At 68.5% G+C, this 26257-nt stretch carries 27 protein-coding genes and 1 tRNA gene; 10 read left to right on the forward strand and 18 right to left on the reverse strand.

Features of this window, described 5'->3' with window-relative positions; genetic code table 11:
* Positions 1–9: 9 nt before the first annotated feature.
* The 6 genes from DM480_RS01240 to DM480_RS01265 form a co-directional block, all read right to left on the reverse strand.
* On the reverse strand, positions 10–342 hold the full coding sequence (locus tag DM480_RS01240) for a pilus assembly protein (protein WP_232834172.1): 333 nt from the start codon (positions 340–342) through the stop codon (positions 10–12).
* 679 nt (positions 343–1021) lie between these two features.
* Positions 1022–2287: an ATP-dependent Clp protease ATP-binding subunit ClpX gene (clpX, locus tag DM480_RS01245; protein WP_115377198.1), complete on the reverse strand. Its 1266-nt coding sequence runs from the start codon at positions 2285–2287 to the stop codon at positions 1022–1024.
* Positions 2288–2419: 132 nt separating this feature from the next.
* The gene (locus DM480_RS01250) at positions 2420–3109 is read right to left on the reverse strand and encodes an ATP-dependent Clp protease proteolytic subunit (RefSeq protein ID WP_115377199.1); all 690 of its coding nucleotides are present in this window, start codon (positions 3107–3109) and stop codon (positions 2420–2422) included.
* 55 nt (positions 3110–3164) lie between these two features.
* Complete coding sequence (locus DM480_RS01255) at positions 3165–4097, reverse strand: glycosyltransferase family 2 protein (RefSeq protein ID WP_198665867.1); 933 nt, start codon at positions 4095–4097, stop codon at positions 3165–3167.
* A 311-nt stretch (positions 4098–4408) separates the two neighbouring features.
* Entirely contained in the window at positions 4409–6106 is a 1698-nt protein-coding gene (gene tig / locus DM480_RS01260; protein WP_115377201.1) for a trigger factor, read from the reverse strand.
* A 71-nt stretch (positions 6107–6177) separates the two neighbouring features.
* A tRNA-Leu gene (locus DM480_RS01265) sits at positions 6178–6262 on the reverse strand.
* A gap of 113 nt (positions 6263–6375) precedes the next feature.
* Between DM480_RS01265 and DM480_RS18200 the strand changes: the two genes are divergently transcribed.
* Complete coding sequence (locus tag DM480_RS18200) at positions 6376–6537, forward strand: hypothetical protein (protein WP_198665868.1); 162 nt, start codon at positions 6376–6378, stop codon at positions 6535–6537.
* Between the two features lie 17 nt (positions 6538–6554).
* The gene (locus DM480_RS01275) at positions 6555–6803 is read left to right on the forward strand and encodes a hypothetical protein (protein WP_115377203.1); all 249 of its coding nucleotides are present in this window, start codon (positions 6555–6557) and stop codon (positions 6801–6803) included.
* A 34-nt stretch (positions 6804–6837) separates the two neighbouring features.
* Here DM480_RS01275 and DM480_RS01280 read toward each other — a convergent pair whose 3' ends face one another.
* From DM480_RS01280 to DM480_RS01315, 8 genes are all read right to left on the reverse strand, one after another.
* Positions 6838–7467: a peptidylprolyl isomerase gene (locus tag DM480_RS01280; RefSeq protein ID WP_115377204.1), complete on the reverse strand. Its 630-nt coding sequence runs from the start codon at positions 7465–7467 to the stop codon at positions 6838–6840.
* Between the two features lie 21 nt (positions 7468–7488).
* Positions 7489–8961, reverse strand: a complete 1473-nt coding sequence (gene gatB / locus DM480_RS01285; RefSeq protein ID WP_115377205.1) for an Asp-tRNA(Asn)/Glu-tRNA(Gln) amidotransferase subunit GatB — start codon at positions 8959–8961, stop codon at positions 7489–7491.
* The gene (locus tag DM480_RS01290) at positions 8958–9374 is read right to left on the reverse strand and encodes a type II toxin-antitoxin system VapC family toxin (RefSeq protein ID WP_157968756.1); all 417 of its coding nucleotides are present in this window, start codon (positions 9372–9374) and stop codon (positions 8958–8960) included. The genes gatB and DM480_RS01290 overlap by 4 nt, the downstream gene beginning before the upstream one ends.
* Positions 9371–9673, reverse strand: a complete 303-nt coding sequence (locus tag DM480_RS01295) for an AbrB/MazE/SpoVT family DNA-binding domain-containing protein (RefSeq protein WP_115377207.1) — start codon at positions 9671–9673, stop codon at positions 9371–9373. Before DM480_RS01295 ends, DM480_RS01290 begins: the two co-directional genes overlap by 4 nt.
* Positions 9674–9720: 47 nt before the next feature.
* The gene (gene gatA, locus DM480_RS01300; RefSeq protein WP_115377208.1) at positions 9721–11220 is read right to left on the reverse strand and encodes an Asp-tRNA(Asn)/Glu-tRNA(Gln) amidotransferase subunit GatA; all 1500 of its coding nucleotides are present in this window, start codon (positions 11218–11220) and stop codon (positions 9721–9723) included.
* 67 nt (positions 11221–11287) lie between these two features.
* Positions 11288–11590 (reverse strand): Asp-tRNA(Asn)/Glu-tRNA(Gln) amidotransferase subunit GatC, encoded by a 303-nt coding sequence (gene gatC / locus DM480_RS01305; RefSeq protein ID WP_115377209.1) that lies wholly within the window; start codon positions 11588–11590, stop codon positions 11288–11290.
* A 90-nt stretch (positions 11591–11680) separates the two neighbouring features.
* A complete protein-coding gene (locus DM480_RS01310; RefSeq protein ID WP_115377210.1) occupies positions 11681–12376 on the reverse strand; it encodes an HAD family hydrolase in 696 nt (231 codons plus the stop codon).
* 51 nt (positions 12377–12427) lie between these two features.
* Positions 12428–13243, reverse strand: a complete 816-nt coding sequence (locus DM480_RS01315; protein WP_115377211.1) for a hypothetical protein — start codon at positions 13241–13243, stop codon at positions 12428–12430.
* 160 nt (positions 13244–13403) lie between these two features.
* On the opposite strand from DM480_RS01315, the gene DM480_RS01320 reads away from it, so the two are divergent.
* From DM480_RS01320 to DM480_RS01340, 5 genes are all read left to right on the forward strand, one after another.
* Positions 13404–14552 carry a DUF3089 domain-containing protein gene (locus DM480_RS01320; protein WP_115377212.1) on the forward strand — a complete coding sequence of 383 codons (1149 nt, stop codon included), beginning with the start codon at positions 13404–13406 and terminating at the stop codon, positions 14550–14552.
* Positions 14549–15010 carry a Holliday junction resolvase RuvX gene (gene ruvX / locus DM480_RS01325; RefSeq protein ID WP_115377213.1) on the forward strand — a complete coding sequence of 154 codons (462 nt, stop codon included), beginning with the start codon at positions 14549–14551 and terminating at the stop codon, positions 15008–15010. Before DM480_RS01320 ends, ruvX begins: the two co-directional genes overlap by 4 nt.
* 149 nt (positions 15011–15159) lie before the next feature.
* Positions 15160–16224, forward strand: coding sequence for an NAD(P)-dependent alcohol dehydrogenase (locus DM480_RS01330; protein ID WP_115377214.1), 1065 nt, complete (start codon positions 15160–15162; stop codon positions 16222–16224).
* 193 nt (positions 16225–16417) lie between these two features.
* Positions 16418–17401, forward strand: coding sequence for an aspartate carbamoyltransferase catalytic subunit (locus DM480_RS01335; protein ID WP_115377215.1), 984 nt, complete (start codon positions 16418–16420; stop codon positions 17399–17401).
* Positions 17398–18618 carry a dihydroorotase gene (locus DM480_RS01340; RefSeq protein ID WP_115377216.1) on the forward strand — a complete coding sequence of 407 codons (1221 nt, stop codon included), beginning with the start codon at positions 17398–17400 and terminating at the stop codon, positions 18616–18618. The genes DM480_RS01335 and DM480_RS01340 overlap by 4 nt, the downstream gene beginning before the upstream one ends.
* A 210-nt stretch (positions 18619–18828) precedes the next feature.
* Here the strand turns inward: DM480_RS01340 and DM480_RS01345 are convergent, their stop codons facing one another.
* From DM480_RS01345 to DM480_RS01355, 3 genes are read right to left on the reverse strand one after another with little or no spacing between them, the layout of a single operon-like run.
* On the reverse strand, positions 18829–20151 hold the full coding sequence (locus DM480_RS01345; RefSeq protein ID WP_115377217.1) for an SPOR domain-containing protein: 1323 nt from the start codon (positions 20149–20151) through the stop codon (positions 18829–18831).
* A gap of 22 nt (positions 20152–20173) precedes the next feature.
* On the reverse strand, positions 20174–20683 hold the full coding sequence (locus tag DM480_RS01350; protein ID WP_115380638.1) for a hypothetical protein: 510 nt from the start codon (positions 20681–20683) through the stop codon (positions 20174–20176).
* Positions 20684–20713: 30 nt separating this feature from the next.
* A complete protein-coding gene (locus tag DM480_RS01355) occupies positions 20714–21427 on the reverse strand; it encodes a ParA family protein (protein WP_115377218.1) in 714 nt (237 codons plus the stop codon).
* Positions 21428–21592: 165 nt separating this feature from the next.
* Between DM480_RS01355 and DM480_RS01360 the strand changes: the two genes are divergently transcribed.
* Positions 21593–22603: an SPOR domain-containing protein gene (locus DM480_RS01360; protein WP_115377219.1), complete on the forward strand. Its 1011-nt coding sequence runs from the start codon at positions 21593–21595 to the stop codon at positions 22601–22603.
* A 4-nt stretch (positions 22604–22607) separates the two neighbouring features.
* On the opposite strand, the gene serB is transcribed toward DM480_RS01360, so the two are convergent.
* Positions 22608–23486 (reverse strand): phosphoserine phosphatase SerB, encoded by an 879-nt coding sequence (serB, locus tag DM480_RS01365; RefSeq protein WP_115377220.1) that lies wholly within the window; start codon positions 23484–23486, stop codon positions 22608–22610.
* On the opposite strand from serB, the gene miaA reads away from it, so the two are divergent.
* Positions 23467–24405: a tRNA (adenosine(37)-N6)-dimethylallyltransferase MiaA gene (miaA, locus tag DM480_RS01370; RefSeq protein WP_115377221.1), complete on the forward strand. Its 939-nt coding sequence runs from the start codon at positions 23467–23469 to the stop codon at positions 24403–24405. The two genes, serB and miaA, sit on opposite strands and share 20 nt — an antisense overlap.
* 66 nt (positions 24406–24471) lie before the next feature.
* Positions 24472–26232 (forward strand): biosynthetic-type acetolactate synthase large subunit, encoded by a 1761-nt coding sequence (ilvB, locus tag DM480_RS01375; protein ID WP_115377222.1) that lies wholly within the window; start codon positions 24472–24474, stop codon positions 26230–26232.
* The last annotated feature ends 25 nt before the right edge of the window (positions 26233–26257 follow it).

Here is a 26257-nt window from a genome sequence, read left to right on the forward strand (position 1 = left end):
GGCCCGACATCACATGCCGCCCAGCAGGATGCTGGCGCGCTGCACGATGCGTTGCGGCGGTGCCGGCACGAACGGCAGTCGCACGATCGACAGGCCGGCGGTATCGTACGTCACCGTCACGGTCAGCCGGTTCGACTGTTCGACCACGGCGACCTGCGCCTGCTGCATGTTGTAACTGCCGACCGCGCGGAGATTGTCCGTCGCCTTGGTCGTCGCGAGCGACTGGCGCTCCCCGGCATCCAGCCCGGCGATCGCGGCACGCGCGCCATCACTCGCGGCCCGCTGCACACCGTTCGCCAGAAAATACCACCATGAATAGGAGATGATCCCGAAACTGAACATCAACAGGATAGGCGCCACAATGGCGAACTCGATCAGCGCAGAGCCCTTGCGATCCGCACCGACCTCACGAACCCGACGACATCGCCCCCGCGATATCGTTTCCCAGCCCCAACGATCTTTTCGCTCCGCCCCGGACCTGAAAGTCATGGCGACCTCCTTGCCCGGCGATTCTTCCGCTTTATTACCTAATGATATTCTAAAAACTCATTTCGGTCGAAATGGTCGGCCCATCATGTCTTCCGATCCGGTTCTTTTTGTCGGATCGCCTGGCTATTTCAGCAAAGATGGTGCAATTATACGCCCGATCCGACTGCGGTATTTGTCCAGGACAAGATGAAATCGAGCAAGGCTCTGTCCCATCCGGACGGGGGCCCGATATATTGTGCACCAGCACAAAAATCCGCTCTTGCGGTAGCAGCAAATGCGCGCCCTCCCGCATGGGCCCCGTGCACGTCGAACGGGGCAACGCTCCGCGCTGGAGACGATGACAGGGCCGAGCCCCGCACTGTCGGCAGAACGGCGCAGAGCCATTGCGCGCATGTCCGAACGGGCCCGGCATGACGAATGGGCAGATCAGCCGCAAATCATGCTCTTCGAGCAACGCCCACCCACCACGCACGAAAAAGGGGCGCCGCGCCGCCGCGACGCCCCTTCATCGGGCCGCCAGGACCGGCCGCGGTCAGGCCGCGGCGCCGTCCTTCTTCTTTTCGGCATAGACGCGAATCGGTTCCTTGCGGCCCTCGACCACGTCCTTGTCGATCATCACCTCGTCGACGCCCTCCATGCCGGGCAAGTCGAACATCGTGTCGAGCAGGATGCCCTCCAGGATGGAGCGCAGCCCGCGCGCACCGGTCTTGCGCTCGATCGCCTTCTTGGCGACCGTGGTCAGCGCATCGTCGGTGAAGTCGAGCTCGACCTGCTCCATCTCGAACAGCTTCTGATACTGTTTGACCAAAGCGTTCTTCGGCTCGGACAGGATCTTTACCAGCGCCGGGATGTCGAGGTCCTCCAGCGTCGCGATCACCGGCAGTCGGCCGACGAATTCCGGGATCAGCCCGAACTTCAGCAGATCCTCAGGCTCGGTCTGACGCAGATATTCGCCCGTGCGCTTCTCCTCGGGTGCGGCGACATAGGCACCAAAGCCGATCGACTTGCCCTGCAGGCGGTCGCCGATGATCTTCTCGAGGCCGCTGAAAGCGCCGCCGCAGATGAACAGGATGTTCGTCGTGTCGACCTGCAGGAACTCCTGCTGCGGATGCTTGCGCCCGCCCTGCGGCGGCACGGAGGCGGTGGTGCCTTCCATCAGCTTGAGCAGCGCCTGCTGCACGCCCTCGCCCGACACGTCGCGCGTGATCGAGGGGTTCTCCGCCTTGCGGCTGATCTTGTCGATCTCGTCGATGTAGACGATGCCGCGCTGCGCACGCTCGACGTTATAGTCGGACGCCTGCAGCAGCTTGAGGATGATGTTCTCGACGTCCTCGCCGACGTAGCCGGCCTCGGTCAGCGTCGTCGCGTCGGCCATCGTGAACGGCACGTCGAGGATGCGCGCCAGCGTCTGCGCGAGCAAGGTCTTGCCGCAGCCGGTCGGTCCGACGAGCAGGATGTTCGACTTGGACAGCTCGACGTCGGCACCCTTGGCACCATGGTTCAGCCGCTTGTAATGGTTGTGCACGGCGACCGACAGGACGCGCTTGGCGCGCTTCTGGCCGATGACGTAATCGTCGAGCACGTCGCAGATTTCCTGCGGCGTCGGCACGCCGCCATCCTTCTTCGACACCAAGGCGGACTTGGTCTCTTCGCGGATGATGTCGTTGCACAGCTCGACGCACTCGTCGCAGATGAACACGGTCGGCCCGGCGATCAGCTTGCGGACCTCGTGCTGCGACTTGCCGCAGAACGAGCAGTAGAGGGTGCTCTTCGAGTCGCCACCGCTCAGTTTCGTCATTCAAACTTCCTTGTCGCGGGGGAAATCCCCGCTGGTGAGGCCGGGCATGGTAACCCGGCCGGTACGCAAACCACAACGGGCAAACGTCCCTAATGGCCACGTCGGGCGCACGCCCGGCGCGGCCCAAGGGCGTTACGCCGCCTGCGCGACCTCGTCGGCCGGCGTCGGGCGCTTGTCGAACACTTCATCGACCAGGCCGAAATCCTTCGCCTCATGCGCCTCAAGGAACGTGTCGCGGTCCATACGACGCTCGATCTCTTCCAGCGGCTGACCGGTATATTGCGCGTACAGGTCGTTCATCCGCTTGCGGATGCGCAGGATTTCCTTCGCCTGGATCTCGATGTCGGATGCCATGCCCTGCGCGCCGCCCGACGGCTGGTGGATCATAATCCGCGCATTGGTCAGCGCGATGCGCATACCCGGCTCGCCGCTCGCGAGCAGGAAGCTGCCCATCGACGCCGCCTGGCCGATGCACACTGTGCCGACGCGCGGCCGGATGTACTGCATCGTGTCGTGGATCGCCATACCCGCCGTGACGACGCCGCCCGGCGAGTTGATGTACATGAAGATGTCCTTCTTCGGGTTCTCGGACTCGAGGAAGAGCAGCTGTGCGGTGATCAGGCTGGCCATGCCGTCCTCGACCCCGCCGGTCACGAAGATGATCCGCTCGCGCAGCAGGCGGCTGAAAATGTCGAACGACCGCTCGCCGCGGTTCGACTGTTCGATGACGATCGGCACGAGCCCTGCCTGGGTCTGCCGCAAGCCAAGGCCTGCGCGCCCCAGATGGCTCGCGAAATCACCGGTCTCGAACGGATTGTGCATGGAAATCTCTCTTATGCCCTAAGGAGCGCCAACATCGGCGCTTGGCCCGGACAGTTCAAGCCCCGGCGGACGGCGCGGGCTGTCCCAGATAGGCGAGCCGGCGCACCTCGCGCCGTCCGCGCACCACCGTGTCGAGGATCAGGCCCGCAAACCAGCACAAGGCCGCGACGATCATCAGCCCGGTGATGAGGATCGCGGTGGGAAAGCGCGGCACGAGCCCGGTGTGCATATAGGTGATCGCCAGCGGCACGGCGAGCACGACGCCGACCAGCGCGAGCAGCGCGGCGATCGCGCCGAAGAACAGCAACGGCCGCTCGATCCGGTACAACGTCACGATCGTACGCAGGATGCGCCAGCCGTCCGAATAGGTGCTGAGCTTCGACGTCGATCCTTCCGGCCGCGCGAAATAGGGCGTCTCGACCTCCGCGACCGGCATCTTCAGTTCGAGCGCGTGGACGCTGATCTCCGTCTCGATCTCGAACCCCGACGACAGCGACGGGAAGCTTTTCACGAACCGGCGCGAAAAGACGCGATAGCCCGACAGGATGTCGGTGAAGCTGCGCCCGAACAGCCGCGCCAGCATGCCCGTCAGCAATGCGTTGCCGAACCGATGCCCGCGGCGATAGCTTTCCTGCACCTGGCTGATCCGGCTGCCGACGATCATGTCGGCCTGCTCCTCCAGCAGCCGCGCGACCAGCGCGGGCGCGGACGCGGCATCATAGGTCGCGTCGCCGTCCGCCATCACATAGACGTCGGCGTCGATGTCGGCGAACATCCGCCGCACGACATTGCCCTTGCCCTGGATACGCTCGCGCCGGACGATCGCGCCCGCAGCGCGCGCCACCTCGACGGTGCGGTCGCGCGAATTGTTGTCGTAGACGTAAACGGTCGCGCCCGGCAGCGCGGCGAGGAACCCCGCGACCGTCTGCGCGATCGCCGCCTCTTCATTGTAGCAGGGCAGCAGAACTGCGATCCGTGGCTGCGTCACTTTACTGCCCCCACTGCCACCTTGTGCCGCAAGGCCCCGCTCCAACCTTTAACGTCATTCCCGCGAAGGCGGGAATCCAGAAACGCTGACGCCCGATACCATCGCGAGACCCGCGCGTCTGGATCCCCGCCTCCGCGGGGATGACGTACGGGCTTGGCGATAGCCCCAGACATTCGTCATCCCGGCGAACGCCGGGACCCACTGATGCGGAACGACCGTCGTGTTCCCGCCCCCGCCCGCGCGGGCCCATGGGTCCCGGCGTCCGCCGGGATGACGTGCAGGGAGGGAGCATGCCCCCTCCCCCATCATGGTTACGCGTCGGCCTTCGGCGCGGCGGCCTTCTTCGCGCGCGACTTCTTCGCCGGCGCGTCGGCCGCCTCGGCACCCTCGGCCTTTTCGGCGGCTTCCGGCGATGCTTCGGTCACCTGCGTTTCCGCCTCGATGGGCGCCGCGGCCTTCTTGGCGCGCGGCTTCTTGGCCGGAGCCTCGGCCCCCGCCTCGGCCTCGCCCGCGGCGGCCGGCGCTTCGACCGCGCCCGCGTCCTCGCCCTTGGCGGCGGGCTTCTTCGCGGCGGCCTTCTTGGCGGGCTTCGCCTCGCCTTCCGCGGCATCGGCCTTCTTCGCCGACTTGCGCGGCTTGGGGTTGTCGTGGTCGTGGCTGTGCGTGCCGGTCGCGAAGCCGTCCTCGCTCTCGATCGCGGCTTCCAGCTCCTCGCGGGTCGCATCGCGATCGGTGATCTCCGCCTTGTCGAACAGGAAGTCGACGACCTTGTCCTCGTACAGCGGCGCGCGCAGCTGGGCTGCCGCCATCGGCTCCTGCTGAACGTACTGGATGAAGCGCTGGCGATCTTCCGGCCCGTATTGCTGCGCGGCCTGCGCGATCAGGCGGTTCATTTCCTGGTTGCTGATCTCGACGCCGTTCGCCTGGCCGATCTCGGACAGCAGCAGGCCCAGGCGGACGCGGCGCTCGGCGATCTTGCGATAATCGTCGCGCTCCGCTTCCATCTCGGCCAGCGCCGCCTGCGGGTCTTCCTCGTGGCTCGCCTCATGCTCCAGCTGCTGCCAGATCTGCGCGAACTCGGCCTCGACCATCGACGGCGGCACTTCGAAATCATGGCCTTCCGCCAGCTGGTCGAGCAGCTTGCGCTTCATGTGCGTGCGGGTGAGCCCGTTATGCTCCTGCTCGATCTGACCCTTGATCAGGCCGCGCAGCTGCTCGAGGCTTTCCAGACCCAGGTTCTTGGCCAGATCCTCGTCGATCTTGCTCTCGCCCGCGGTCTTCACCGACTTCACCGTGATGTCGAACGTCGCTGGCTGGCCAGCGAGGTTCGCGGCGCCGTAATCCTCCGGGAAGGTGACGTGCAGCGTCTTTTCCTCGCCGGTCTTCACGCCGACCAGCTGGTCCTCGAAGCCGGGGATCAGGCGGCCCGAGCCGAGCTCGACGCCCATGTCGGTGCCGGTGCCGCCGTCGAAGGCGACGCCGTCCGCGGTCTTGCCGACGAAATCGACGGTGACCAGGTCGCCCATCTCGGCCGCCTTGTCGCCCGCATCGTCCCAGCGCTTCGACTGGTCGGCGAACTTCTTCAGCTGCTCGTCGACAAGGTCGTCACCGACCGGCACCGTCAGCCGCTCCAGCTTCAGCGCGTCGATCGCGGGCGTCGGCACCGTGGGCAGCACTTCGAGCTCGACCTTGACCTCGGCATCCTTGCCGGGCGCATAGCCTTCGTTCAGCGCGACCGACGGCTGCATCGCGGGGCGCAGGCCCTTGTCGGCGATCAGCGCCTGCACGCCCTGCTGGATCGCATTGTTCAGCGCGTCGGCGGCCAGCGCCTCGCCGTGCATCTTGCGCACCAGGTTCGCCGGCACCTTGCCGGGGCGGAAACCGGGCATGCGCACCTGCGGGGCGACGCGCTTCACCTCGGCATCGACCTTGGCGTCGATATCCTTGGCGGTGATGGTCAGCGTGTAGGCGCGCTTCAGCCCCTCGTTCAACGTCTCGACAGTCTGCATCTTGGGCCTTCGATCTGGAGAAAATGCCTGAAATCTTCTGAGGCTTCCGGTCCCGCCACTGGCAGCGGGACTGGTGCGGGCGAAGGGACTCGAACCCCCACATCTTGCGATACTGGAACCTAAATCCAGCGCGTCTACCAGTTCCGCCACGCCCGCATGAGGACCCGCCGTTGGGCGCGCGTCTATATCAGCATGGCGCAAAGGCACAAGGGGAGGCAACCGTTCGCATCGCAATGGCGTTCAGCAAGGCCAACCAGGAGAGAGCGAAAATGGCCACGCAGCCCCCGCCCGAAGCCCCGACCCCGACGCCGCAGCCGGCGGAGCCGACCGCGCCGCCGCCCGAAATCACGCCGCCGACGCCCGATGTCGACGTCCCCTCGCCCGGCACGCCCGGCACCGATCCGGGCACGCAGACCCCGGCCGAAATCTGACGCGCAAGGGAAAAATCATGAGCGCAAGCGATCCGCATCCGGACAGCCCGCCCGCCGAGGCGCCGGACACGAACCCCGACAGCCCGCCTGCGGAACCTCGCGACGATCCACGCCCCGACATCCAGCAGGTGGTCGAGGCGCGCGCCGACGCGGTCGCGCGCGGCGAAGGCGGCGAGGAACCCGCGCGCTTCACCGATGCCGGTGCCTTCGACGGCAACAGCGGCACCGGCGGCGAGGTGAAGAATCAGGACCTGACCCAGCAATAACCCTCCGAAGGGCGCCCGATCCGGCGCCCTTCGTTCATGGTGCCGGCGGTACGCGCCGCGCGGTCACGACGGTAATCGTCTGTTGGGGCACCTGCCCCTTGAACGCACCGTTGACGGTCGCGGTCGGTGACACGGGCGTGTCGAGGATCTTTTCCACCACATCCATGCCCTCGACGACATGGCCGAACGCGGCATAGCCCAGATTGTCGCCGGGTTTCGACGGGTCGGCGTCGAGCGAGGGGCTCTGGTCGCCGACGCTGATCGTGAAGTCGCCGCGCGCGCTGCCCGGCTCGAACCGCGCGACGGAGATCGCGCCGCTCGTATGGTGAAGTCCGGTCTGCGTCGTGGGCTCGTGCTTGATCGGCGGCAGTACGCGCTTGGGATCGCCGTTGGTGCCGAACTGGACGAAGCCGAACTGCGGCGCGACCTTCACCGCACGATAGAAGACGACGCCGTCCAGCCTTTTGCCGTCGACATATTTCAGGAAGTTGCCCGCGGTGACCGGCGCATGCTGCGTATCCGCCTCGATCACGATCCGCCCCGCGGTCGTGTCGAGCGCGACGCGCGGCAGCGGCGCGACGGCAGGCGCCGCCGCCTGCTGCTGTGCCGCGGCCGGCAGGCTCGCCATCATTGCCAGCGCCGTCAGCGCCCGTCGCACGGTCATCCGCCTGTCTCCTTTTGCCGTTTACCCGGCCAGCGCCTTCTTCAGCAGGTCGTTGACCACCGCCGGATTGGCCTTGCCGCCCATCGCCTTCATCGTCTGGCCGACGAAGAAGCCGAACAACGCCTCCTTGCCGCCGCGATACTGTTCCAGCTGGTTCGGGTTCTTCGCCAGCACCTCGGCGATCACCGCCTCGATCGCGCCGGTGTCGCTCGTCTGCTTCAGCCCGCGATCCTCGACGATCTTGGCGGGCGCGTCGCCCGTCTCCAGCATCACCTCGAACACCTGCTTCGCCAGGCTGCCCGACAGCGTGCCGTCGGCGACCAGCGCGAGCAGCTCCGCCGCCTGCCCCGGCGTCACCGGCGACGACGCGATGTCGCGCCCGGTGCGGTTGAGCGCGCCGAACAGTTCCGACGTCGTCCAGTTCGCCGCCGCGACCGGCGCCGCACCCGCCTCGAGCAACGCATCGAACCAGCGCGCTGCCTCGACCTCCGCGGTCAGCACGCCCGCCTGATAGGGGGAGATGCCGGCCGCTTCGTACCGCTGCCGCTTGGCGTCGGGCAGTTCGGGCAGGCTCGCGCGGCATTCCTCCAGAAACGCCTCGTCCAGCTCCAGCGGCAACAGGTCGGGATCGGGGAAATAGCGGTAATCCTGCGCATCCTCCTTCGACCGCATCGACCGCGTCTGGCCCGTGTCGGGGTTGAACAGCCGCGTCTCCTGCACGATCGCGCCGCCGTCCTCCAGCACCGCGACCTGGCGCTTTGCCTCATGCTCGATCGCCTGCATGACGAATCGCACCGAATTGACGTTCTTCGTCTCGGTGCGCGTGCCGAACGGTTCGCCAGGCTTGCGCACGGAGACGTTGACGTCGGCGCGCATCGACCCCTGGTCCATATTGCCGTCGCAGCTGCCGACATAGCGCAGGATCGACCTGAGCTTCGTCAGGTAAGCGCCTGCTTCCGCAGGCGAACGCATGTCCGGCCGGCTGACGATCTCCATCAGCGCGACGCCCGACCGGTTTAGGTCGACGTAGCTCTTGGTGGGATGCTGGTCGTGCATCAGCTTGCCCGCATCCTGCTCGACATGGATGCGCTCGATGCCGATCCTCTTCACCGCATCGGGATTCTTGTCGTCCGGGCTGACGTCCAGATGCCCCTCGCCGACCAATGGATGGTACAGCTGGCTGATCTGATAGCCCTGCGGCAGGTCGGCGTAGAAATAATTCTTGCGGTCGAACCGCGACCAGCGGTTGATCTGCGCGTCGATCGCCATGCCGGTGCGCACCGCCTGGCGAATGCACTCGCGGTTCGGCACGGGCAGCATGCCGGGCATCGCCGCATCGACCAGGCTGACCTGCGTATTGGGCTCCGCGCCGAACGCGGTCGCCGCGCCGGAGAACAATTTGGCGTTGCTCGTCACCTGCGCATGGACTTCCAGGCCGATCACGACCTCCCATTCGCCGGTGGCGCCCTGGATGCGATAACTCGATTCGGTCATGGATGCGTCTCTGGGGTGATGAGGGAGAGGTCGGGGAAATAGCGGCGATAGAGCTTCGGGTCGCGGGTCAGCAACACGGCGTCCTGCGAAAGCGCCTGCGCCCCGATCAGGAAATCGGGGAGGACGCGCGGGTGGTCGACATCGCGGCGCGTGCGCCGGTATTGGTGAAAGCGCTTGCCGCCTTCGAAGGCTGCCGCCGCGCTCAACGTCTGGATCGTCAGCGATAAACCGTCGAGCTTGGTGACGAGATCGTCGAAGGCATCGAAACCCCAGCTGAGTTCGGCCACAGCGATCGCGCTCACCACCACGTCTCCGCGCTCGATACACCCCGCCAGCTGGCTGGACGACCAGGCAAACCACGTCGCGTCCCGGCGCAGCACGTCGATCACGATATTGGTATCGAGGAAGGTCACCAATCCTCGTTCCGCCACGGACGTATGTCGTCCATATAATCGTCCGTAGACTTGACCCCGAAATCGACCGTCCCGGCAACGGCTTCGATCGCGGCGAGGATGCGTGCCCGGCGCTGCTCGAGCGTCTCGGCCGCCCCGCGTGGTGCGACGACGACCTGACCCTGCGCGTTAAGCCCGACCGTGACCTCGCCGCCGGGAACCAGCCCGGCATGATCGCGCAGATGCTTCGGGATCAACACCTGACCCTTGCTGGTCATGTTGCCGTCCACCGCCTCGGTGATGGGATTGTGCACATTCATCGCGCGCCTCCAGTGTTACGTAGGGTAACACCCACCGTCTTGAGCGTCTACCACCACGCCTCGGGCCGCGCGCCGAAGCCGGCACGCTGCTCGATCGCAAGGCCGGCGTTGAGCACGCCCTGCTCGTCCAGCGGCCTGCCGATGATCTGCAACCCCAGCGGCAACCCCGCCGCGTCGAGGCCACCCGGCACGCTCATCGCGGGCAGGCCCGCCAGCGAAGACGGCACGGTGAAGACGTCGTTCAGATACATGGCGATCGGGTCCGCCGACTTCTCGCCCAGCGCGAACGCCGCCGAGGGCGCGGTCGGCGTCAGCAGCACGTCGCATACGTCCCACGCGCGTTCGAAATCGCGCGCGATCAGCGTGCGCACCTTCTGCGCCTGCGTGTAATAGGCATCGTAGAATCCGGCGGAGAGCACATAGGCGCCGATCATGATCCGGCGCTTCACCTCCGCGCCGAAACCGTCGGCCCGCGTCGCGGCATACATGTCCTGCAACCCCGCGCGCTCCCCTGATCCTTGGGCGGGAAGGTCGCGCAGGCCGTAACGCACGCCGTCATAGCGCGCGAGGTTGGACGACGCCTCCGCCGGCGCGATGATGTAATAGGCCGGCAGCGCATATTTGGTGTGCGGCAGCGACACGTCGACGATCGTCGCGCCCGCATCCTTCAGCCAGGCGATCCCCTGCTGCCACAGCGCCTCGATCTCGGCCGGCATGCCGTCGACCCGATATTCCTTGGGAATGCCGACGCGCTTGCCGGTCAGGTCGGCGGACAGGCCCGCTTCCCACTGGGGCACGTCGAGCTGGAGCGAGGTCGCGTCCTTCGCATCGAAGCCCGCCATCGCTTCCAGCATGATCGCGCAGTCGCGGACGTCCGCCGCCATCGGCCCCGCCTGGTCCAGGCTGGAGGCGAAGGCGATCGTGCCCCAGCGCGAGCAGCGGCCGTAGGTCGGCTTGATCCCGCTGATCCCGGTGAAGGCGGCGGGCTGGCGGATCGATCCGCCGGTATCGGTGCCCGTCGCGCCCGGGCACAGCCGCGCCGCGACCGCGGACGACGACCCGCCCGACGATCCGCCGGGGGCGAGCGCCGCGTTGCCGCCGTCGCTGCGCCGCCATGGCGAGATGACGTTGCCGAACGCGCTCGTCTCGTTGGACGAGCCCATCGCGAACTGGTCCATGTTGAGCTTGCCGAGCATGCCCGCACCCGCGTCCCACAGATTCTGCGACACGGTCGATTCGTAGGTCGGCACGAAGCCTTCGAGGATGTGGCTCGCCGCGGTGGTGGCGACGCCCTTCGTACAGAACAGGTCCTTCATGCCGATCGGCACGCCGGCCAGCGGCTTGAGCGCCTCGCCCGCCGCACGCGCGGCGTCGGCAGCGCGTGCCGCGGCGAGCGCGTGTTCCGGCGTCTCGACCAGAAACGCGTTGAGCGGTTTGGCGGCGGCGACCTTGGCGATGAAGCCTTCCGCCACCTCGACCGCGGTGAAGTCGCCGGCGCGGACCCCGTCGCGGATCGCGGCGATGCCCAGGTTGGTCAGGTCGGTCACGAAAGGTCTCCCACAGACGTCGGGATCCCGGCGTACGCCGGGATGATCGAATGATGCCGTTGCGTCATCATTCGATCACCTTGGGCACGGTGAAGAAGCCATGTTCGGCGTCGGGTGCGTTCGCCATCAGCTCCTCGCGCTTGCCGCCGCCGGTCAGCGGGTCAGCATCGACGACGTCGTCGCGCAGGCGAAGGGTGTTGGGGATGACCGCGGTCATCGGCTCGACGCCGGTCGTGTCGACCTCGCCCAGTTGCTCGATCCAGCCGAGGATGTTGCCCAGCTCCGGCGCCAGCCGGGCCGCCTCGTCATCGGTCGTCGCGATCCGCGCAAGGCTCGCGATCTTCTTCACGGTGTTGGTGTCTACGGACATGCCCCAGCGGCTAGCCGCTGGCGCGATGCGGTGCAAGCCGGGCGGGCGCTTCCACCGTCTCCCCTCCCGCAAGCGGGAGGGGGATTACCCTTACCCGATCCCCGCGATCCACCCCGGCAAGTCCGCCAGCCGCGCGAGCCGCGTATAGCGCGCCGCCCCCACCGGCTCCTCGCCCGCCTCATGGACCCAGCCGCCGTCCTGCGGGATGAACGCCGCCCATCCCCCCGCCGCCAGCGCGGGCAGCACGTCCGAGCGCATCGAATCGCCCGCCATCACCGCGCGTTCCGGCGCGACGTCATAGGCCGCGAACACCCGGCGGAACGTGTCGGCGGTCTTGTCGCTGACGATCTCGATGCCGGCGAACCGGTCGCCCAGCCCGGATGCGGCGAGCTTCGCCTCCTGATGGAGCAGATCGCCCTTGGTCACCAGCACCAGCCGCCCGATCGCCGCCAGCGCGGCAAGCGTCTCCTCCACCCCGTCGAGCAGCTCGACCGGATGCGCGAGCAGCGCGCGCCCCGCATCGAGGATGCCCGACACCATCGCGGTCGACAGCGTCGCGCCCGCCAGCTCGGTCGCCGTCTCGATCATCGACAGCGTGAAACCCTTGGCGCCATAGCCGTACAGCCTCAGGTTGCGCGCCTCGCACGCATTCAGCGTCTCGCGCGCCACCTCCGCATCGGCGAACGGCTGCAGCATCGCGAGCAACGCCGCCTCCGCCGCATGGAAATGGCGCATATTGTGCCACAGGGTATCGTCGGCATCGAGGCAGATGAGGTCGATCGTCATGCCGCGAAGGTGTAGAACCTCGAACGCCGGTGTTGAAGTCCCACGACGCGATCAGCCCGCCGCCTCGGTCGCGGCCGTGTCGGTCCCGGCCGCCTCGGTCGCGGTCGCCTCGCCCGATCCCGCCCCGTCCCCGCTCGCTCGCGCCTTGCCGTCCGCGTCGGCGAAGCCGAGCAACGTCATCCGCCGTGCGACCTCCTCGCCGATCTTCTTCTCGATCGCCGCCTGCTGCTCGGGCGGCATCGCCGTGATGCCGTCCTCGCTCATCTTCATCTCCCTGAGCACGTCCGCGCGCAATCTCTTGGCGAGCCGCTGCGCCGGCGTCAGTTCGGATTCCTTGCGGAAATCGGCGATCGCGCTCTTCAGCTTGGCGGTCGCCTCCTCCGTGGTCATCGCGCGCGGCGCGCCGGGGTAGAGGGTATCGTAGGTGATCGGAACGTCACTGTCGTGGTGCAGGCGCGCCATCACCGACAGCGCGGTGCGCTGGCCGAACGCGGTCGGCATCCCGCCGCCCGCGGCCTCGTTCGCCGTCGCTTCATGGCGCAGATAGGCGAACATGTTGACCGGCGTATCGGACGCATCATCGCTCCCCGCCAGATCGCTCGCCGCATCCAGCGCATGCGCGCCGATCCGCCCGCTCGCGACCAAGGCGGGTACGACGACCGCGAACTGGCGCGGGCTGATCCGTGTAAAGTCGTAGACCCCTGCCGGCAGCCCCTGCGCCGCGCTGACCTGATCCGCGGTCAGCGCCCCGCCGCCGATCATGTCCCCCGCCGCGCCCAGCGCCTGCGCAAAGCCCGCACCGTCGCCCCGTCCCGCGGCCCCGCCGGCCTGCGAGGCCCCGCGCATCGTCACCGCCCCGATCTGCATCCGCCCGTCTCCCGCAAGCGACCGTCCTTGCGGCACCAGTAGCCGCCGCCGATTAAGATCCCGTACACGCCGGTGACCGCGCTCCCGGCCTCCGCGCCGCGATTGCCTCGACGCCCCCGCTCGGGCAGTAGGCGGCTCGTCCATCCTTCGGGAGCCGCGCTTGGCCCGCAAGTTCCTCTACGTCATCGCCGTCCTGATCGCACTCGTGCTCGCGGGCGGCATCGCCTATCGCTATTACGGCGCACAGCTGCTCCGCGCGGCGCTGGTGCCGACCGAGACGTTCCACGCGCAGCCCGGCGTCACGCCCGCGACCTATGCCGACGCCCGGATGTGGATCGCGCGGCCCGATATCGCGAACAACCCCGCACTCTGGACCCCCGCCGGCTATGCGCCCGGCGGCAAGCCCACCGCCGCGGTCTTCTTCATCCATCCGACCAGCTATATCGGCCGCGACCATTGGAACGCGACGCTCACCGATCCGGAAACCAACGCACGCGCCGCGATCTTCCTGCGCGGCCAGGCGAGCGCGTTCAACGACGCGGGCGAGATCTGGGCGCCGCGCTATCGCCAGGCGACGTTCGGGGCGTTCCTGACCAGCGTCGCCGACGCCAATCGCGCGCTCGACCTCGCCTATCGCGACGTATCCGCCGCGTTCGACGCCTTTCTGGCTGAGGTCGATTCCGGGCGCCCGATCATCCTCGCCGGGCATAGCCAGGGCGCGCTCCACCTGACGCGGCTGCTGCGCGAAAAGGTCGCAGGGACCCCGCTCGCGCGGCGCATCGCCGCCGCCTATGTCGTCGGCTGGCCGGTGTCGAAGGCGACCGATCTCGCCGCGCTCGGCCTGCCGGAATGCACGGGCCCCGACCAGCCGGGCTGCATCCTGTCGTGGCAAAGCTTCGCCGAGCCCGCCGATCCCTCGCTGATCCTCGATACCTACGATCGGACGATCGGCTTCGACGGCAAGTCGCGCAAGGACACGCCGATGGTCTGCACCAATACGCTGACCGGGACCGCCGACGCCGCCGCGCCCGCCACCGCCAATCTCGGCACGCTCTTCCCCTCTGCCGACCTTACCACCGCGACGATCGAGCCGGGCAAGGTCCCCGCCACCTGTCAGGGGCGCGGCCTCCTCATGATCGGCGCGTCGCCGCCCGACCTCGGTAATTACGTGCTGCCCGGCAACAACTACCACGTCTACGACTACAGCCTGTTCTGGGCGAACGTGCGCGCCGATGCGGGCCGCCGCCTCGCCGCTTTTCAGGCGCAAAATCGGGCGCAGAATCGGGCGCGGCGAAAGGCGAGACGATGATCACCACCGACGCCGCCGCCTTTCGCGCCGCGCTGCCCGCCGGCGGCCGGCTGCTCGGTCTCGACGTCGGCACGAAGACGATCGGCACCGCGCTCTGCGATGCGGGGTGGAGCTTCGCCAGCCCCGCGACGCTGGTGCGCCGCACCAAATTCAGCAAGGACAAGGCGCAGCTTCTCGACCTCGTCGCGGCGCAGGGCGTGCGCGGCCTCGTCATCGGTCTGCCGCTCAACCTCGACGGCAGCGACAGCCCGCGCACGCAATCGACGCGCGCCTTTGCGAGGCTGATGGTCGACACCGGCCTGCCGATCCTGCTATGGGACGAACGCTGGTCCACCGTCGCGGTCGAACGCACGATGATCGAACAGGACATGAGCCGCGCCAAGCGCGCCGAACGCGTCGACAATCTCGCCGCCGCGCACATCCTGCAAGCCGCGATCGACGCGCTGACGATGGTCTGACGCGCCACGCTGATCGACTCTTCCGATCGCCCTGATCGATACGAATGACCGGAGCCGGACCGGCAATCTTTCGTTGCACTGCCGCACGGGCGCCCCGTCGGGCGTTCTGCCCCCCTTTGCCGACTTTCAAGCCATTGAGGACATCACCCATGCCCACCCCGACCCAGGGTTTCGCTGCGCAGGCTGCCGACGCGCCGCTCGCCCCGTTCAGCTTCGAGCGTCGCGATCCCGGCCCGAAGGACGTCGCGATCGACATCCAGTTCTGCGGCGTCTGTCACTCCGACCTGCACACCGCGCGCGGCGAATGGGACGGCACGCTCTACCCCTGCGTGCCCGGTCACGAGATCGTCGGCCGCGTCACCGCCGTCGGCAGCGAGGTGACGAAGTTCAAGGTCGGCGACATCGCCGGCGTCGGCTGCATGGTCGACAGCTGCGGCCACTGCCCGTCGTGCCAGGACGGCGAGGAGCAATATTGCACGGACGGCGGCTTCGTCGGCACCTATAACGGCCCGGACAAGGTCTTGGGCGGCCACACGTTCGGCGGCTATTCGGACCATATCGTCGTCGACGAGGGCTTCGTGCTCCACATCGGCCATGACGAAAAGGATCTCGCCGCCGTCGCGCCCCTGCTCTGTGCGGGCATCACCACCTTCTCGCCGCTCCATCACTGGAAGGTCGGGCCGGGCCAGAAGGTCGGCATCGTCGGCCTGGGCGGCCTCGGCCACATGGGCGTCAAGATCGCCAATGCGATGGGCGCGGAGGTCTACGTCTTCTCCACCTCGCCCAACAAACGCGACGACGCCATCCGCCTCGGCGCGAAGGACCTGATCGTGTCGAAAGACGCGGACCAGATGGCGCGCCACGAAGGCTCGTTCGACTTCATCCTGAACACCGTCGCCGCGCCCCACGACCTCGACGCCTTGCTCGTCCAGCTCAAGCGCGACGGCACGATGTGCCTCGTCGGCGTCCCCGCCGAACCGCATCCTGCGCCGTCGGTCGGCAACCTCGTCTTCCGCCGCCGCGCGCTGGCGGGCTCGCTGATCGGCGGGATCAGGGAAACGCAGGAGATGCTCGACTTCTGCAAGGAACATGGCCTCACCAGCGATATCGAGATGATCCGCATGGACCAGATCGACGAAGCGTACGACCGGATGGTGAAGGGCGACGTCAAGTACCGCTTCGTCATCGACATGGAGACGCTGAAGGCAGCGTAATTCTGCCGCGCCCTCGTCATTCCCGCGAAGGCGGGAATCCAGACCGACTGCCCTATCGACTCCATCGATACGCTAGCGGCGCTGGATCCCCCGCCTCCGCGGGGATGACGAGGCGGGAGGCACCAGCGGCACTCGACTGCCCTCCGCAGCCCCGCTTGCCCGCGCCAGCCCCGCGCGCTACCCGACGCGCTTGATGACAGCCTCAGACCATAGCCCCGCCGCCCAGATCCCGGGCGGCGCCGTCTTCCCGCACCGGCATCTGACCGGCATCGACGGGCTCCAGCCGCATGAGATCACCTTTCTGCTCGATGAGGCGGAACGCTGGATCGGCGCGAACCGCGACCATGCCGCGCCCGACAAGCGGCTCGATGGGCTGACGCAGATCAACGCCTTCTTCGAAAACTCGACGCGCACGCTGCTAAGCTTCGAGATCGCGGGCAAGCGCCTCGGCGCCGACGTCGTCAACATGCACGCCGCGCAGTCAAGCGTGAAGAAGGGCGAGACGCTGATCGATACCGCGCAGACGCTCAACGCGATGCGCGCCGACGTCATCGTCATCCGGCACATGGCATCGGGCGCGGTGCGGCTGATCGCGGACAAGGTCGACTGCCCCGTGCTCAACGCCGGCGATGGCCGCCACGAACATCCGACGCAGGCGCTGCTCGACGCGCTGACCATCCGCCGCCGCCGCGGCAGCATCGCCGGGCAACGTGTCGTCATCTGCGGCGATGTGCTGCACAGCCGCGTCGCGCGCTCCAACATCCTCAGCCTCACCGCACTCGCCGCGGAGGTACGCGTCTGCGCGCCGTCGACGCTGATGCCGCCCGCGGTCGAGCGGATGGGCGTCACGCCCTTTACCGATTTTGACAAGGCGCTGGTGGGCGCCGACGTGGTGATGATGCTGCGCGTCCAGAACGAGCGGATGGACGGTGCCTATATCCCGTCGACGCGCGAATATCGCCTGCGCTACGGCCTGACGCCGGAACGGCTCGCGCGGTTGCCCGATGCGCTCGTCATGCACCCGGGGCCGATGAATCGCGGCGTCGAGATCGATTCGAGCGTCGCGGACGGGCCGCAATCGGCGATCACGGAGCAGGTGGAGATGGGCGTGGCGGTCCGGATGGCGTGCCTGGACGTACTGACCCGGCGCGCGCGCCGCGTGGAAGGTTGGGCATGAGCATCACCGCCTTTTGCAACGCGACGCTCGTCTGCCCCGTCGCGGGCGTCCGCGACGGCGGCGTGCTCGTCCGCGACGGGATCATCGTCGCCGCGGGCACGATCGACATACCTGCCGATGCCGACGTCGTCGACTGCGCGGGCAAGACGCTCGGCCCCGGCATCGTCGACCTTGGCGTGTTCGCGATCGACCGCCATGCCTTTCGCACCGGCGGCATCGTCCGCGTCGCGCTGATGCCCGACGGGCGCCCGGTGCTCGACGATCCCGGCGTCGTCCAGCGCGCGGCGCTGATCGGCAAGCCGGACCTGTGGATTCACCCGATCGCCGCCGCGACGCGCGGTCTCGCCGGCGCGGAAATGGCGGAAATGGCGATCTGCGCGTCGGCAGGCGCAAAGGCCGTCGGCACCGGCAAGGGCTGGATCGCCGATTCGGGCGTCATGCGCCGCGTCCTCGCTTATGCCCGCGACCTCGACATCGCAGTCGTCGCGCATGCGGAGGACGGCGGCCTGACGCAGGGCGCGGTCGCAACCGATGGCGAGACCGCGACCCGCCTCGGCCTCGCCGCCGCGCCGGCGATCGCGGAGGCGCTGGCGGTCGCACGCGACCTGATGCTCGCCGAGGATACCGGCGCGCGGCTCCACCTGCGCCAGGTGACGACCGCCGCCGCCTTCGACCTGATCCGCGCCGCCAAGCGTCGCGGCGTCGCCGTCACCTGCGGCATCACGCCCGCACACCTGCACCTATCCGATATCGCGGTCAGCGATTTTCGCACCTATGCCCATCTCTCGCCGCCGCTCCGCGCCGAAAGCGATCGCCAGGCCGCACTCGCCGCGGTCGCGGACGGCACGATCGACGTGCTCGCCTCGGGCCACGATCCGAAGGGGCCGGAGGAAAAGCGTCTGCCGTTCGCCGATTCGACGCCGGGCATGGCGGGGGCGGAAACGTTGCTGCCGCTCGCGCTGATGCTGGTCCGCGACGGGCGCGTCACGCTCGACCGTCTGTTCGCGCTGCTCGCCGCCAATCCGGCGCGCGTGCTCGGCCTCGACACGGGCACGCTGGAGCCGGGCAAGGCCGCCGACCTCATGCTGTTCGACGCGGACACCCCGTGGCAGGTCGACGGCACCGCGTTCAGCGGCGGCGGCGCCAACACGCCGTTCGACGGCCTGCCCGTGCAGGGCCGCGTGTTGCGAGTCTGGAAGGGCGGCCGGGAAATCTGACCGGGACGCAGGCGGTTCAAACCCCCTTAGCTTCCCCGGCGAAGGCCGGGGAAAATATGCAAGGTGAACTGACTTGCGCTGTCTTACACGCGGTGTTCCTGTTATGATCCGCCTTACGAACGCCGCTCTTTTTCAGCCACGTAATCTTGTGACAACAACGCGCACGAACATGTCACGTTCAGGTGTCAATTTTGTCAAGACTCGCGGGCGTCAGCGCGCTGCCAGCTGCACCGGTGTGCGCAGCCATTGCGCCAGCCGGTCGCCTGCCTCGCGCCGGACGAAGCACGTGCCGCCTTTTGCGCGATAGTCGCGGCAGACGCGCGCCGCCGCCTCGCGGCTGAAACCGCCGACCGACAGGCGATACAGGCGGCCCTTGGCAGCGGCGACGGGGGTGCCCGTCGGCTGGCGACCCGAAAACACCGCGAAGCGCCGCGTCGCCTGGTCCCATCCGGAGCGCGCGACCGCGGCATTGCTGAACGCGCCGAGCTGGACGTACCAGTCGCCCGTCGGCAGCGTACGGGCGGCATGCGCCAGGCGCTGCACCGGCGGCACATCCTGAACGACGACGCCCGCCGCGACCTTTATCGGGCCGCGCGCGCGGATCATCGGCGCGGGCAAGGGCTGCACGACCTCGCGCGGCGCGGCGAAGGTAACCTTCAGCGGCGTCGGCGCGGGCGCAGGCTTCGCCACAGGAGCCGGCGAATTGGCGGCGAGCGCGACGGGCGCCTGCGCCACCGGCTCGGGCGTCGCCGCTTGTACCGGCGCACCGCCGACCGGGACCGGGGCGTTCAGCGCGAGCGCGACCGGCAGGCCCGCGTCCGCCCGCGGCGTCACGCCCAGCAGCGTCGCGACCTGCTGCGCCGACGAACCGGGCTTGGCGAATACCGCCCATTGTTCCATCCGCGCATCGACGTCGGCGGGCGACATGTCGGCCGCGGCGACGACGCGCGCCATCTGCCATTCGCCTGCCAGCGCGTAACTGAGCGCCAGGTTCTGGCGCACCTTGGCATTGCCCTCGCCCGATCGCGCGACCGGCGTCAGCATCGCAACCGCGCCCGCTGGATCGCCCGCCAGTGCGGTGGCGAGGCCCAGGTCGGCGACGGGGATCGCGCGGCTGTGTGCGCCCAGCGTCGCACGCGCGCCCATCCAGTCGCCGCTCGCGATCTGCGTCAGCGCGAGGTTGAGCGCCGCCTTGCCATTGCCCGGCGTCAGCTGCAGCACGTCGCCATAAGCCGCGCGCGCCGAGTCGAACCGACCGCTCTTCAGATAGCTTTCGGCGAGCACCATGCGATATCCGGCATCGCGCGGCGCCAGCGCGACCGCCCGCTCGGCGAAACCGACCGCGGCCGCCGCATCCTGCTTCTGCAGCGCGCGGACCGCCTTGACGCCCTCCTTGCCGGCGACGCGCGCATCGCGCTCCGCGGCGCGGTCGCTCGCCGCGGCGACATGCATGCCGCGTGCGGTGCAACCGACCATCGTACCGCCCAGGATCAACCCGGACAGGCTCAGCGTCAGGAACGTGCGGGTGTTCATCGGTGTCTTCCCCCCAGAACGGTCAGCGCGCCCGCTTGCCCTGCGGCAGCTGCTCGACGAGCGCCTCCACCTCCGGGATCGCGGTCAGCAGCGCATCGAGCGCCTCGGTGACGAGGTCCTGTGCGGACCGGTTGGTAATCGCCGACGCCAGGCGCAGGCGCAGGTGACGGTCGGCATCGACGCGCAGCGTGAAGGCCGCCTTGCCGACATGCTGCGTCTCGCGACGCAGCCTGGTCGCGGTGGCGACGGAGACGGACTTGACGACGGGCGGCGGCGCGACGGCGGCTTCCAGCCGCTCGCGCTCGACCAGCACGGTCGGCATGGCATCCGCGGGTGCATCGGGCACGACGGGTTCATGGATGGATGCTGGGGCGGGCGCCGGAGCCGGCATCGCGACGCGCGTGCTGTCGGCACCCATGTCGTTCCAGCCCAGATCGTCGCCGCCATGGCTGAAATGGTCGAGGCCCTGGCGCCGCATCGCCGGCCGCGCCTGCCCCTTGCGGGCGAGCAGCGTCGAGGAGAGCGAGGCCATCGGCTTGGGTCCGCTGCCGAACATCGCGCGTCAGCCCCCCACCACGCGGCGGCCGAAGCCGCCCGCCGCCGGCCGCGTGCCAAAGCCGTTGCCGGCCGGCACGCTGAACACGGTGCGGCGGAAATTCTTCTCCAGCCGGTCCGCGATATAGGTCCACAGCGCCCTGACCTCGGCCGCCGACTTGCCGTTCGGGTCGACCTCCATCACCGTGCGGCCGTCGATCATCGACGCGGCGAAATCGGTGCGCTGGTGCAGCGTGATCGGCGCAACCGTGCCGTGTTGCGACAGCGCAACGGCGGCGTCGCTCGTGATCCGCGCCTTGGGCGTCGCGGCGTTGACGACGAAGATCAGCGGCTTGCCCGCGCGGTCGCACAGGTCGACGGTGGCGCCGACGGCACGCAGGTCGTGCGGGCTCGGCCGGGTCGGTACGACCACCAGTTCGGCGACGTTGATGACGCTCTGGATCGCCATGGTGATCGCGGGCGGCGTGTCGATCATCGCCAGCTTGAACCCCTGCTGGCGCAGCACCTCAAGATCGGCGGCGAGCCGCGCGACCGTCGTCTGCGCAAAGGCGGGATATTCGGCGGTCCGCTCGTTCCACCAGTCGGCGAGCGAGCCCTGCGGATCGATGTCGATCAGCACGACGGGGCCATGGCCCGCCATTTGCGCCTGCACGGCGAGATGCCCGGACAAGGTGGTCTTGCCCGAACCGCCCTTTTGCGATGCCATCGCGAGAACGCGCATAGGCCCCCTTAGAAGTGAAACGACCCGAATTTGTCACCGGATAGGTGCCAGAGCAGCGCTAAGAAGCCGTTAACGCGCCTTTCAGCTGCGCTTCGGGGCGACACGCGCTTTGCGTTCCGCGCGCCGGCGGGGCATGACGGCCGCAGGATCAAAAAGGGAATTGCCATGCGTTTTTCGGGGATGATCGCACTGGCCGCGCTGGCGGCAGCGGCACCGGTCGCGGCGCAGGACGTCAAGGGCGGCGTCGATGCCTGGAATCGCGGCGATTACAGGGCGGCGGTCGACCAGTGGCGCGGCCCCGCCGTCGCCGGCGACGCGCTGGCGCAGTATAATCTTGGCCAGGCATACAAGCTCGGCCGCGGCGTGCCGCTCGACCCCGTCCTCGCCGAAAGCTGGTTCCGCAAGTCGGCGCAGCAGGGCCTGCCGCAGGGCGAGGACAATTACGGCCTGGCGCTGTTCCAGGGCGGGAAGAAGGCCGATGCGGTGCCGTGGCTCGAAAAGTCGATCGCACGCGGCGAGCCGCGCGCGCAGCTGGTGCTCGGCACGATGCTGTTCAACGGCGACGGCGTGGCGCGCGACTATCCGCGCGCCTACGCGCTGATGACTCTCGCGTCGCAGGCGGGCCTCAAGTCCGCCTCGGAAACGCTGGCGCAGATGGACCAGTATATCACCCCCGCGGATCGCGAGCGCGGCACGCAACTGGCGCAGCAATATGCGGCGGCACAGCGCAAGGCGCCCCTGCCCCGCCCCGCCCCCGCGACGCAGCTCGCGACGACCGATGCACCGCGCCAGCCAGCCGCCGCCGCCACGCCGCGTCCGCGCCCGTCGCAGCCCGCGCCCGATCGCCCCGCCCCAGATCGGATCGTCGAACAGCGCGTCGTCGCGCATCCCGCGCCGGTGAAGACGCCCGCCGCGAAGCCGACGCCGGCAGCCAAGCCGGTCGCGGCCAAGCCCGCCACCACCGGCAACTGGCGCGTCCAGCTCGGTGCGTTCAGCACGCAGGGCAACGCCGAGACGCAATGGGCGAAGGTGCGCGGCCGGCTGGGCAGCGCACATCCTGCGTACGTCAAGGCCGGCGCGGTCGTCCGGCTGCAGGCGGGCGGCTATCCCGACAAGGCGGCGGCGCAGCGCGCCTGCGCGGCATCGGGCGTGCCGTGTGTCGTGGTCGCGCCCTGACCGATCAGTCGACCCAGGTGGCGCGCGGATAGCCCTGCGCATAGAGCAGGGCGGACAGGTCGCCATGATCGATCCGCGCGCCCGCCGCCGCCGCGACGACGGGCTTGGCGTGATAGGCGACGCCCAACCCTGCCCGGCGGATCATCGCCAGATCGTTCGCGCCGTCGCCGACCGCGAGGCTCCGGGCCGGGTCAATCCCGCCCGAATCGATCGCGGCGAGCAGTGTTTCTTCCTTCGTCGCCGCGCCGACGATCGGCCTAGCGACCGCACCCGTCAGCCGCCCGTCCGCGATCAGCAGCCGGTTGGCGATCGCATGGTCGAAGCCGATCTCGGCCGCGACCGGCTCGGCGAAGCGGGTGAAGCCGCCCGACACCAGGATCGCGCGCGCACCACGGGCGCGCATCGTCCGCACCAGCGCCTTCGCGCCGGGCATGATCGTCACCCGTTCGGCGAGGCAGCGTGCGATGACGCCCTCGTCCAGCCCGGCGAGCAATGCGACGCGCGCGTCGAGCGCCGCCTCGAAATCCAGTTCGCCCCGCATCGCGCGTTCGGTCACCGCGGCGACCTGCGCCTTGATCCCCGCATAATCCGCCAGTTCGTCGATGCATTCAACGGTGATCATCGTCGAATCCATGTCCGCGACGATCAGCGCCTTGGCGCGCGTCGCGGTCGGCTGCACGACGACGTCGACGTCCGTCAGCGCCCCTTCCAATGCGATGCGCGCCGCGGCGGGATCGGCGGCGAAACCGATGTCGACGGCCTTGCCCGTCTCGATCCACGCCGGCGCCTCCGGCGCGCAGCCCGCCTGCGCCAGCCGATCGGCGGCGGCCGAACAATCGCCCGCATCGATCCGATCTGCTGCTATGAGCGTCGCCGTGAACACCAAATCCTCCAAACCCGCGCTGGCGCTCATCGCAGGGCCGACCGCCAGCGGCAAGTCCGCCGCCGCGATCCGGCTGGCGCAGGCGCGGGGCGGCGTGGTCATCAATGCCGACGCAAGCCAGGTCTACGCCGACCTGCGCATCCTGACCGCACGCCCCGATGCGGCGGAGGAAGCGCGCGTGCCGCACCGCCTGTTCGGCCATGTCGACGCCGCCGATGCGGGCTATTCCGCAGCACGCTGGGCCGCGGAGGCCCGCGCGGCGATCGACGCGGTCCATGCCGAAGGCCGCCTGCCGATCCTTGTCGGGGGCACCGGCCTGTATCTGCGCACGCTGATCGACGGCATCGCGCCCGTGCCGGCGATCGACTCCACGATTCGGGAGATCGTCCGCGCCTTGCCCGTTGCGGAGGCGCATCGCCTGCTCGCGATCGAGGACCCCGCCGCCGCCGGGCGGCTTGCCCCCGCCGATACCGCGCGCGTCGCCCGCGCGCTGGAGGTGCTGCGATCGACCGGGCGCCCGCTGGCGGCGTGGCAGGCGGCGCGCGCGGGCGGCATCGGCGATCGCGTGACGCTGGCCGCCGCGATCCTGCTACCCGACCGCGATGCGCTGGTCGCGCGGATCGACGAACGGTGCGCGGCGATGTTCGACACCGGCGCGATCGAGGAGGTCGCCGCGTTGCTGGCGCGGAACGACGTTCCCGCCGATGCGCCGATCCGCCGCGCGATCGGCGTGCCGCCCATCGCCGCGCTGCTGCAAGGCGCGATCGATCGTGCCGCCGCCCTTGCCGCCATCCGCCTCGACACGCGCCGTTATGCCAAAAGGCAATATACTTGGTTCCGACACCAGCCGCCGACAGACAGGGTGAACGCGACAGATTCTGTCGATCTGGAAAACAAAATCGCACATTTATTGCGATAGACGCTTGACCCCTGCCGCCCCCGCCTCTAGGCGCGCAGCCCTCACCCAAGGCAGATGGAGGGTAACGTGGCCGAGAAGAGCGGAGCAGACATCCTGGTCGAGGCGCTGTGCGATCTCGGCGTGGAGGTCGTGTTCGGCTATCCGGGCGGTGCCGTCCTGCCGATCTACGATGCGATGTTCCGCCAATCTTCGGGAGGGCGTGGGCGGATCAAGCACATCCTCGTCCGCCACGAGCAGGCGGCGACGCATGCGGCGGAAGGCTATGCCCGCTCCACCGGCAAGCCCGGCGTCGTCCTCGTCACCTCCGGCCCCGGCGCCACCAATGCGGTCACCGGCATCACCGATGCTTTGCTCGATTCGATCCCCATGGTGGTCATCACGGGGCAGGTGCCGACCGCGCTGATCGGCACCGACGCGTTTCAGGAGGCGGATACGGTCGGCATCACGCGCCACTGTTCGAAACACAATTACCTGGTGAAGGATCCGGCGCGGCTCGGCGCGGTCATCCACGAGGCGTTCCACATCGCCACCTCCGGCCGTCCTGGTCCGGTCGTCATCGACATCCCGAAGGACGTGCAGGTCGCCACTGCCCGCTATACCAAGCCGGGCGCGATCCAGCACAAGACGTACCGCCCGCAGGTGAAGGCGCCGCAGCGCGAGATCGAACAGGTCGTCGACATGCTCGCCGCCGCGGAGCGCCCGATCCTCTACACCGGCGGCGGCGTCATCAACGCCGGCCCCGCCGCGTCGCAGCTGCTGGGCGAACTGGCACGGATCACGGGCGCGCCCGTCACCTCGACGCTGATGGGTCTTGGCGCCTTCCCCGCCTCCTCGCCGCAGTTCCTCGGCATGCTCGGCATGCACGGCACGTTCGAGGCGAACATGGCGATGAACCAGGCCGACCTCGTCGTCGCGATCGGCAGCCGCTTCGACGACCGCGTCACCGGCCGGCTCGACGCGTTCAGCCCGATGAGCCGCAAGGTGCACATCGACATCGACCGGTCGAGCGTGAACAAGAACGTGCGCGTCGACCTCGCGATCATCGCCGATGCCGGCCATGCGATGGAAGACATGGTCCGCATCTGGAAGGCGCGCCAGCACCCGAAGCCCGACACGTCGGACTGGTGGCGGCGCATAGCCGGCTGGCGCGCGGTCAAGTCGCTCGACTTCCCGGAAACGGGAACGGAGATCATGCCGCAACGCGCGATCCGCGCCTTGTGGGAGGCGACGCACGCCCGCTCTCCGATCATCACGACCGAGGTCGGCCAGCATCAGATGTGGGCCGCGCAGCATTTCGGTTTCGAAAAGCCGAACAAATGGCTGACCAGCGGCGGCCTCGGCACGATGGGCTATGGCCTCCCCGCCGCGATCGGCGCGCAGCTCGGCAATCCGAAGGCGCTCGTCATCGATATCGCCGGCGAGGCGAGCATCCAGATGAACATCCAGGAGCTCGCCACCGCGACGCAATATCGCCTGCCGGTGAAGATATTCATCCTCAACAACGAATATATGGGGATGGTCCGCCAGTGGCAGGAGCTGACCTACGAAAGCCGCTACGCCGAAAGCTATTCGGACAGCCTGCCCGACTTCGTGAAGCTCGGCGAAGCCTATGGCTGGAAGGGCATCCGCATCGAGGCGCGCGGCGAACTGGAGGACGGCATCCAGGCGATGCTGGACCATGACGGCCCGGTGATCGTCGACTGCCGTGTCGCGAAGCTCGCCAATTGCTTCCCGATGATCCCGAGCGGCGCGGCGCATACCGACATGATCCTGCAGGCGAACGAGGTGTCGGGCACGATGGACGACGAGGCGAAAGCGCTCGTCTAGCTCCGCTCCCGCTTGCGGGAGGGGC

The sequence above is a fragment of the Sphingomonas sp. FARSPH genome (assembly GCF_003355005.1).
Classification (GTDB): Bacteria; Pseudomonadota; Alphaproteobacteria; order Sphingomonadales; family Sphingomonadaceae; genus Sphingomonas.

What these genes read in the sequence shown, in the direction of transcription:
- miaA (WP_115377221.1), top strand. Translation starts at nt 23,467, where the DNA reads ATGAGCGTCGCCGTGAACACCAAATCCTCCAAACCCGCGCTGGCGCTC.
- DM480_RS01310 (WP_115377210.1), bottom strand. Translation starts at nt 12,376, where the DNA reads ATGACGATCGACCTCATCTGCCTCGATGCCGACGATACCCTGTGGCAC.
- ruvX (WP_115377213.1), top strand. Translation starts at nt 14,549, where the DNA reads ATGATCACCACCGACGCCGCCGCCTTTCGCGCCGCGCTGCCCGCCGGC.
- DM480_RS01335 (WP_115377215.1), top strand. Translation starts at nt 16,418, where the DNA reads ATGACAGCCTCAGACCATAGCCCCGCCGCCCAGATCCCGGGCGGCGCC.
- gatB (WP_115377205.1), bottom strand. Translation starts at nt 8,961, where the DNA reads ATGACCGAATCGAGTTATCGCATCCAGGGCGCCACCGGCGAATGGGAG.
- DM480_RS01360 (WP_115377219.1), top strand. Translation starts at nt 21,593, where the DNA reads ATGCGTTTTTCGGGGATGATCGCACTGGCCGCGCTGGCGGCAGCGGCA.
- gatC (WP_115377209.1), bottom strand. Translation starts at nt 11,590, where the DNA reads ATGTCCGTAGACACCAACACCGTGAAGAAGATCGCGAGCCTTGCGCGG.
- clpX (WP_115377198.1), bottom strand. Translation starts at nt 2,287, where the DNA reads ATGACGAAACTGAGCGGTGGCGACTCGAAGAGCACCCTCTACTGCTCG.
- DM480_RS01250 (WP_115377199.1), bottom strand. Translation starts at nt 3,109, where the DNA reads ATGCACAATCCGTTCGAGACCGGTGATTTCGCGAGCCATCTGGGGCGC.
- DM480_RS01275 (WP_115377203.1), top strand. Translation starts at nt 6,555, where the DNA reads ATGAGCGCAAGCGATCCGCATCCGGACAGCCCGCCCGCCGAGGCGCCG.
- DM480_RS01315 (WP_115377211.1), bottom strand. Translation starts at nt 13,243, where the DNA reads ATGCAGATCGGGGCGGTGACGATGCGCGGGGCCTCGCAGGCCGGCGGG.
- DM480_RS01350 (WP_115380638.1), bottom strand. Translation starts at nt 20,683, where the DNA reads ATGGCCTCGCTCTCCTCGACGCTGCTCGCCCGCAAGGGGCAGGCGCGG.
- tig (WP_115377201.1), bottom strand. Translation starts at nt 6,106, where the DNA reads ATGCAGACTGTCGAGACGTTGAACGAGGGGCTGAAGCGCGCCTACACG.
- DM480_RS01340 (WP_115377216.1), top strand. Translation starts at nt 17,398, where the DNA reads ATGAGCATCACCGCCTTTTGCAACGCGACGCTCGTCTGCCCCGTCGCG.
- DM480_RS01280 (WP_115377204.1), bottom strand. Translation starts at nt 7,467, where the DNA reads ATGACCGTGCGACGGGCGCTGACGGCGCTGGCAATGATGGCGAGCCTG.
- DM480_RS01330 (WP_115377214.1), top strand. Translation starts at nt 15,160, where the DNA reads ATGCCCACCCCGACCCAGGGTTTCGCTGCGCAGGCTGCCGACGCGCCG.
- DM480_RS01355 (WP_115377218.1), bottom strand. Translation starts at nt 21,427, where the DNA reads ATGCGCGTTCTCGCGATGGCATCGCAAAAGGGCGGTTCGGGCAAGACC.
- DM480_RS01240 (WP_232834172.1), bottom strand. Translation starts at nt 342, where the DNA reads ATGTTCAGTTTCGGGATCATCTCCTATTCATGGTGGTATTTTCTGGCG.
- DM480_RS01295 (WP_115377207.1), bottom strand. Translation starts at nt 9,673, where the DNA reads ATGAATGTGCACAATCCCATCACCGAGGCGGTGGACGGCAACATGACC.
- DM480_RS18200 (WP_198665868.1), top strand. Translation starts at nt 6,376, where the DNA reads ATGGCCACGCAGCCCCCGCCCGAAGCCCCGACCCCGACGCCGCAGCCG.
- DM480_RS01345 (WP_115377217.1), bottom strand. Translation starts at nt 20,151, where the DNA reads ATGAACACCCGCACGTTCCTGACGCTGAGCCTGTCCGGGTTGATCCTG.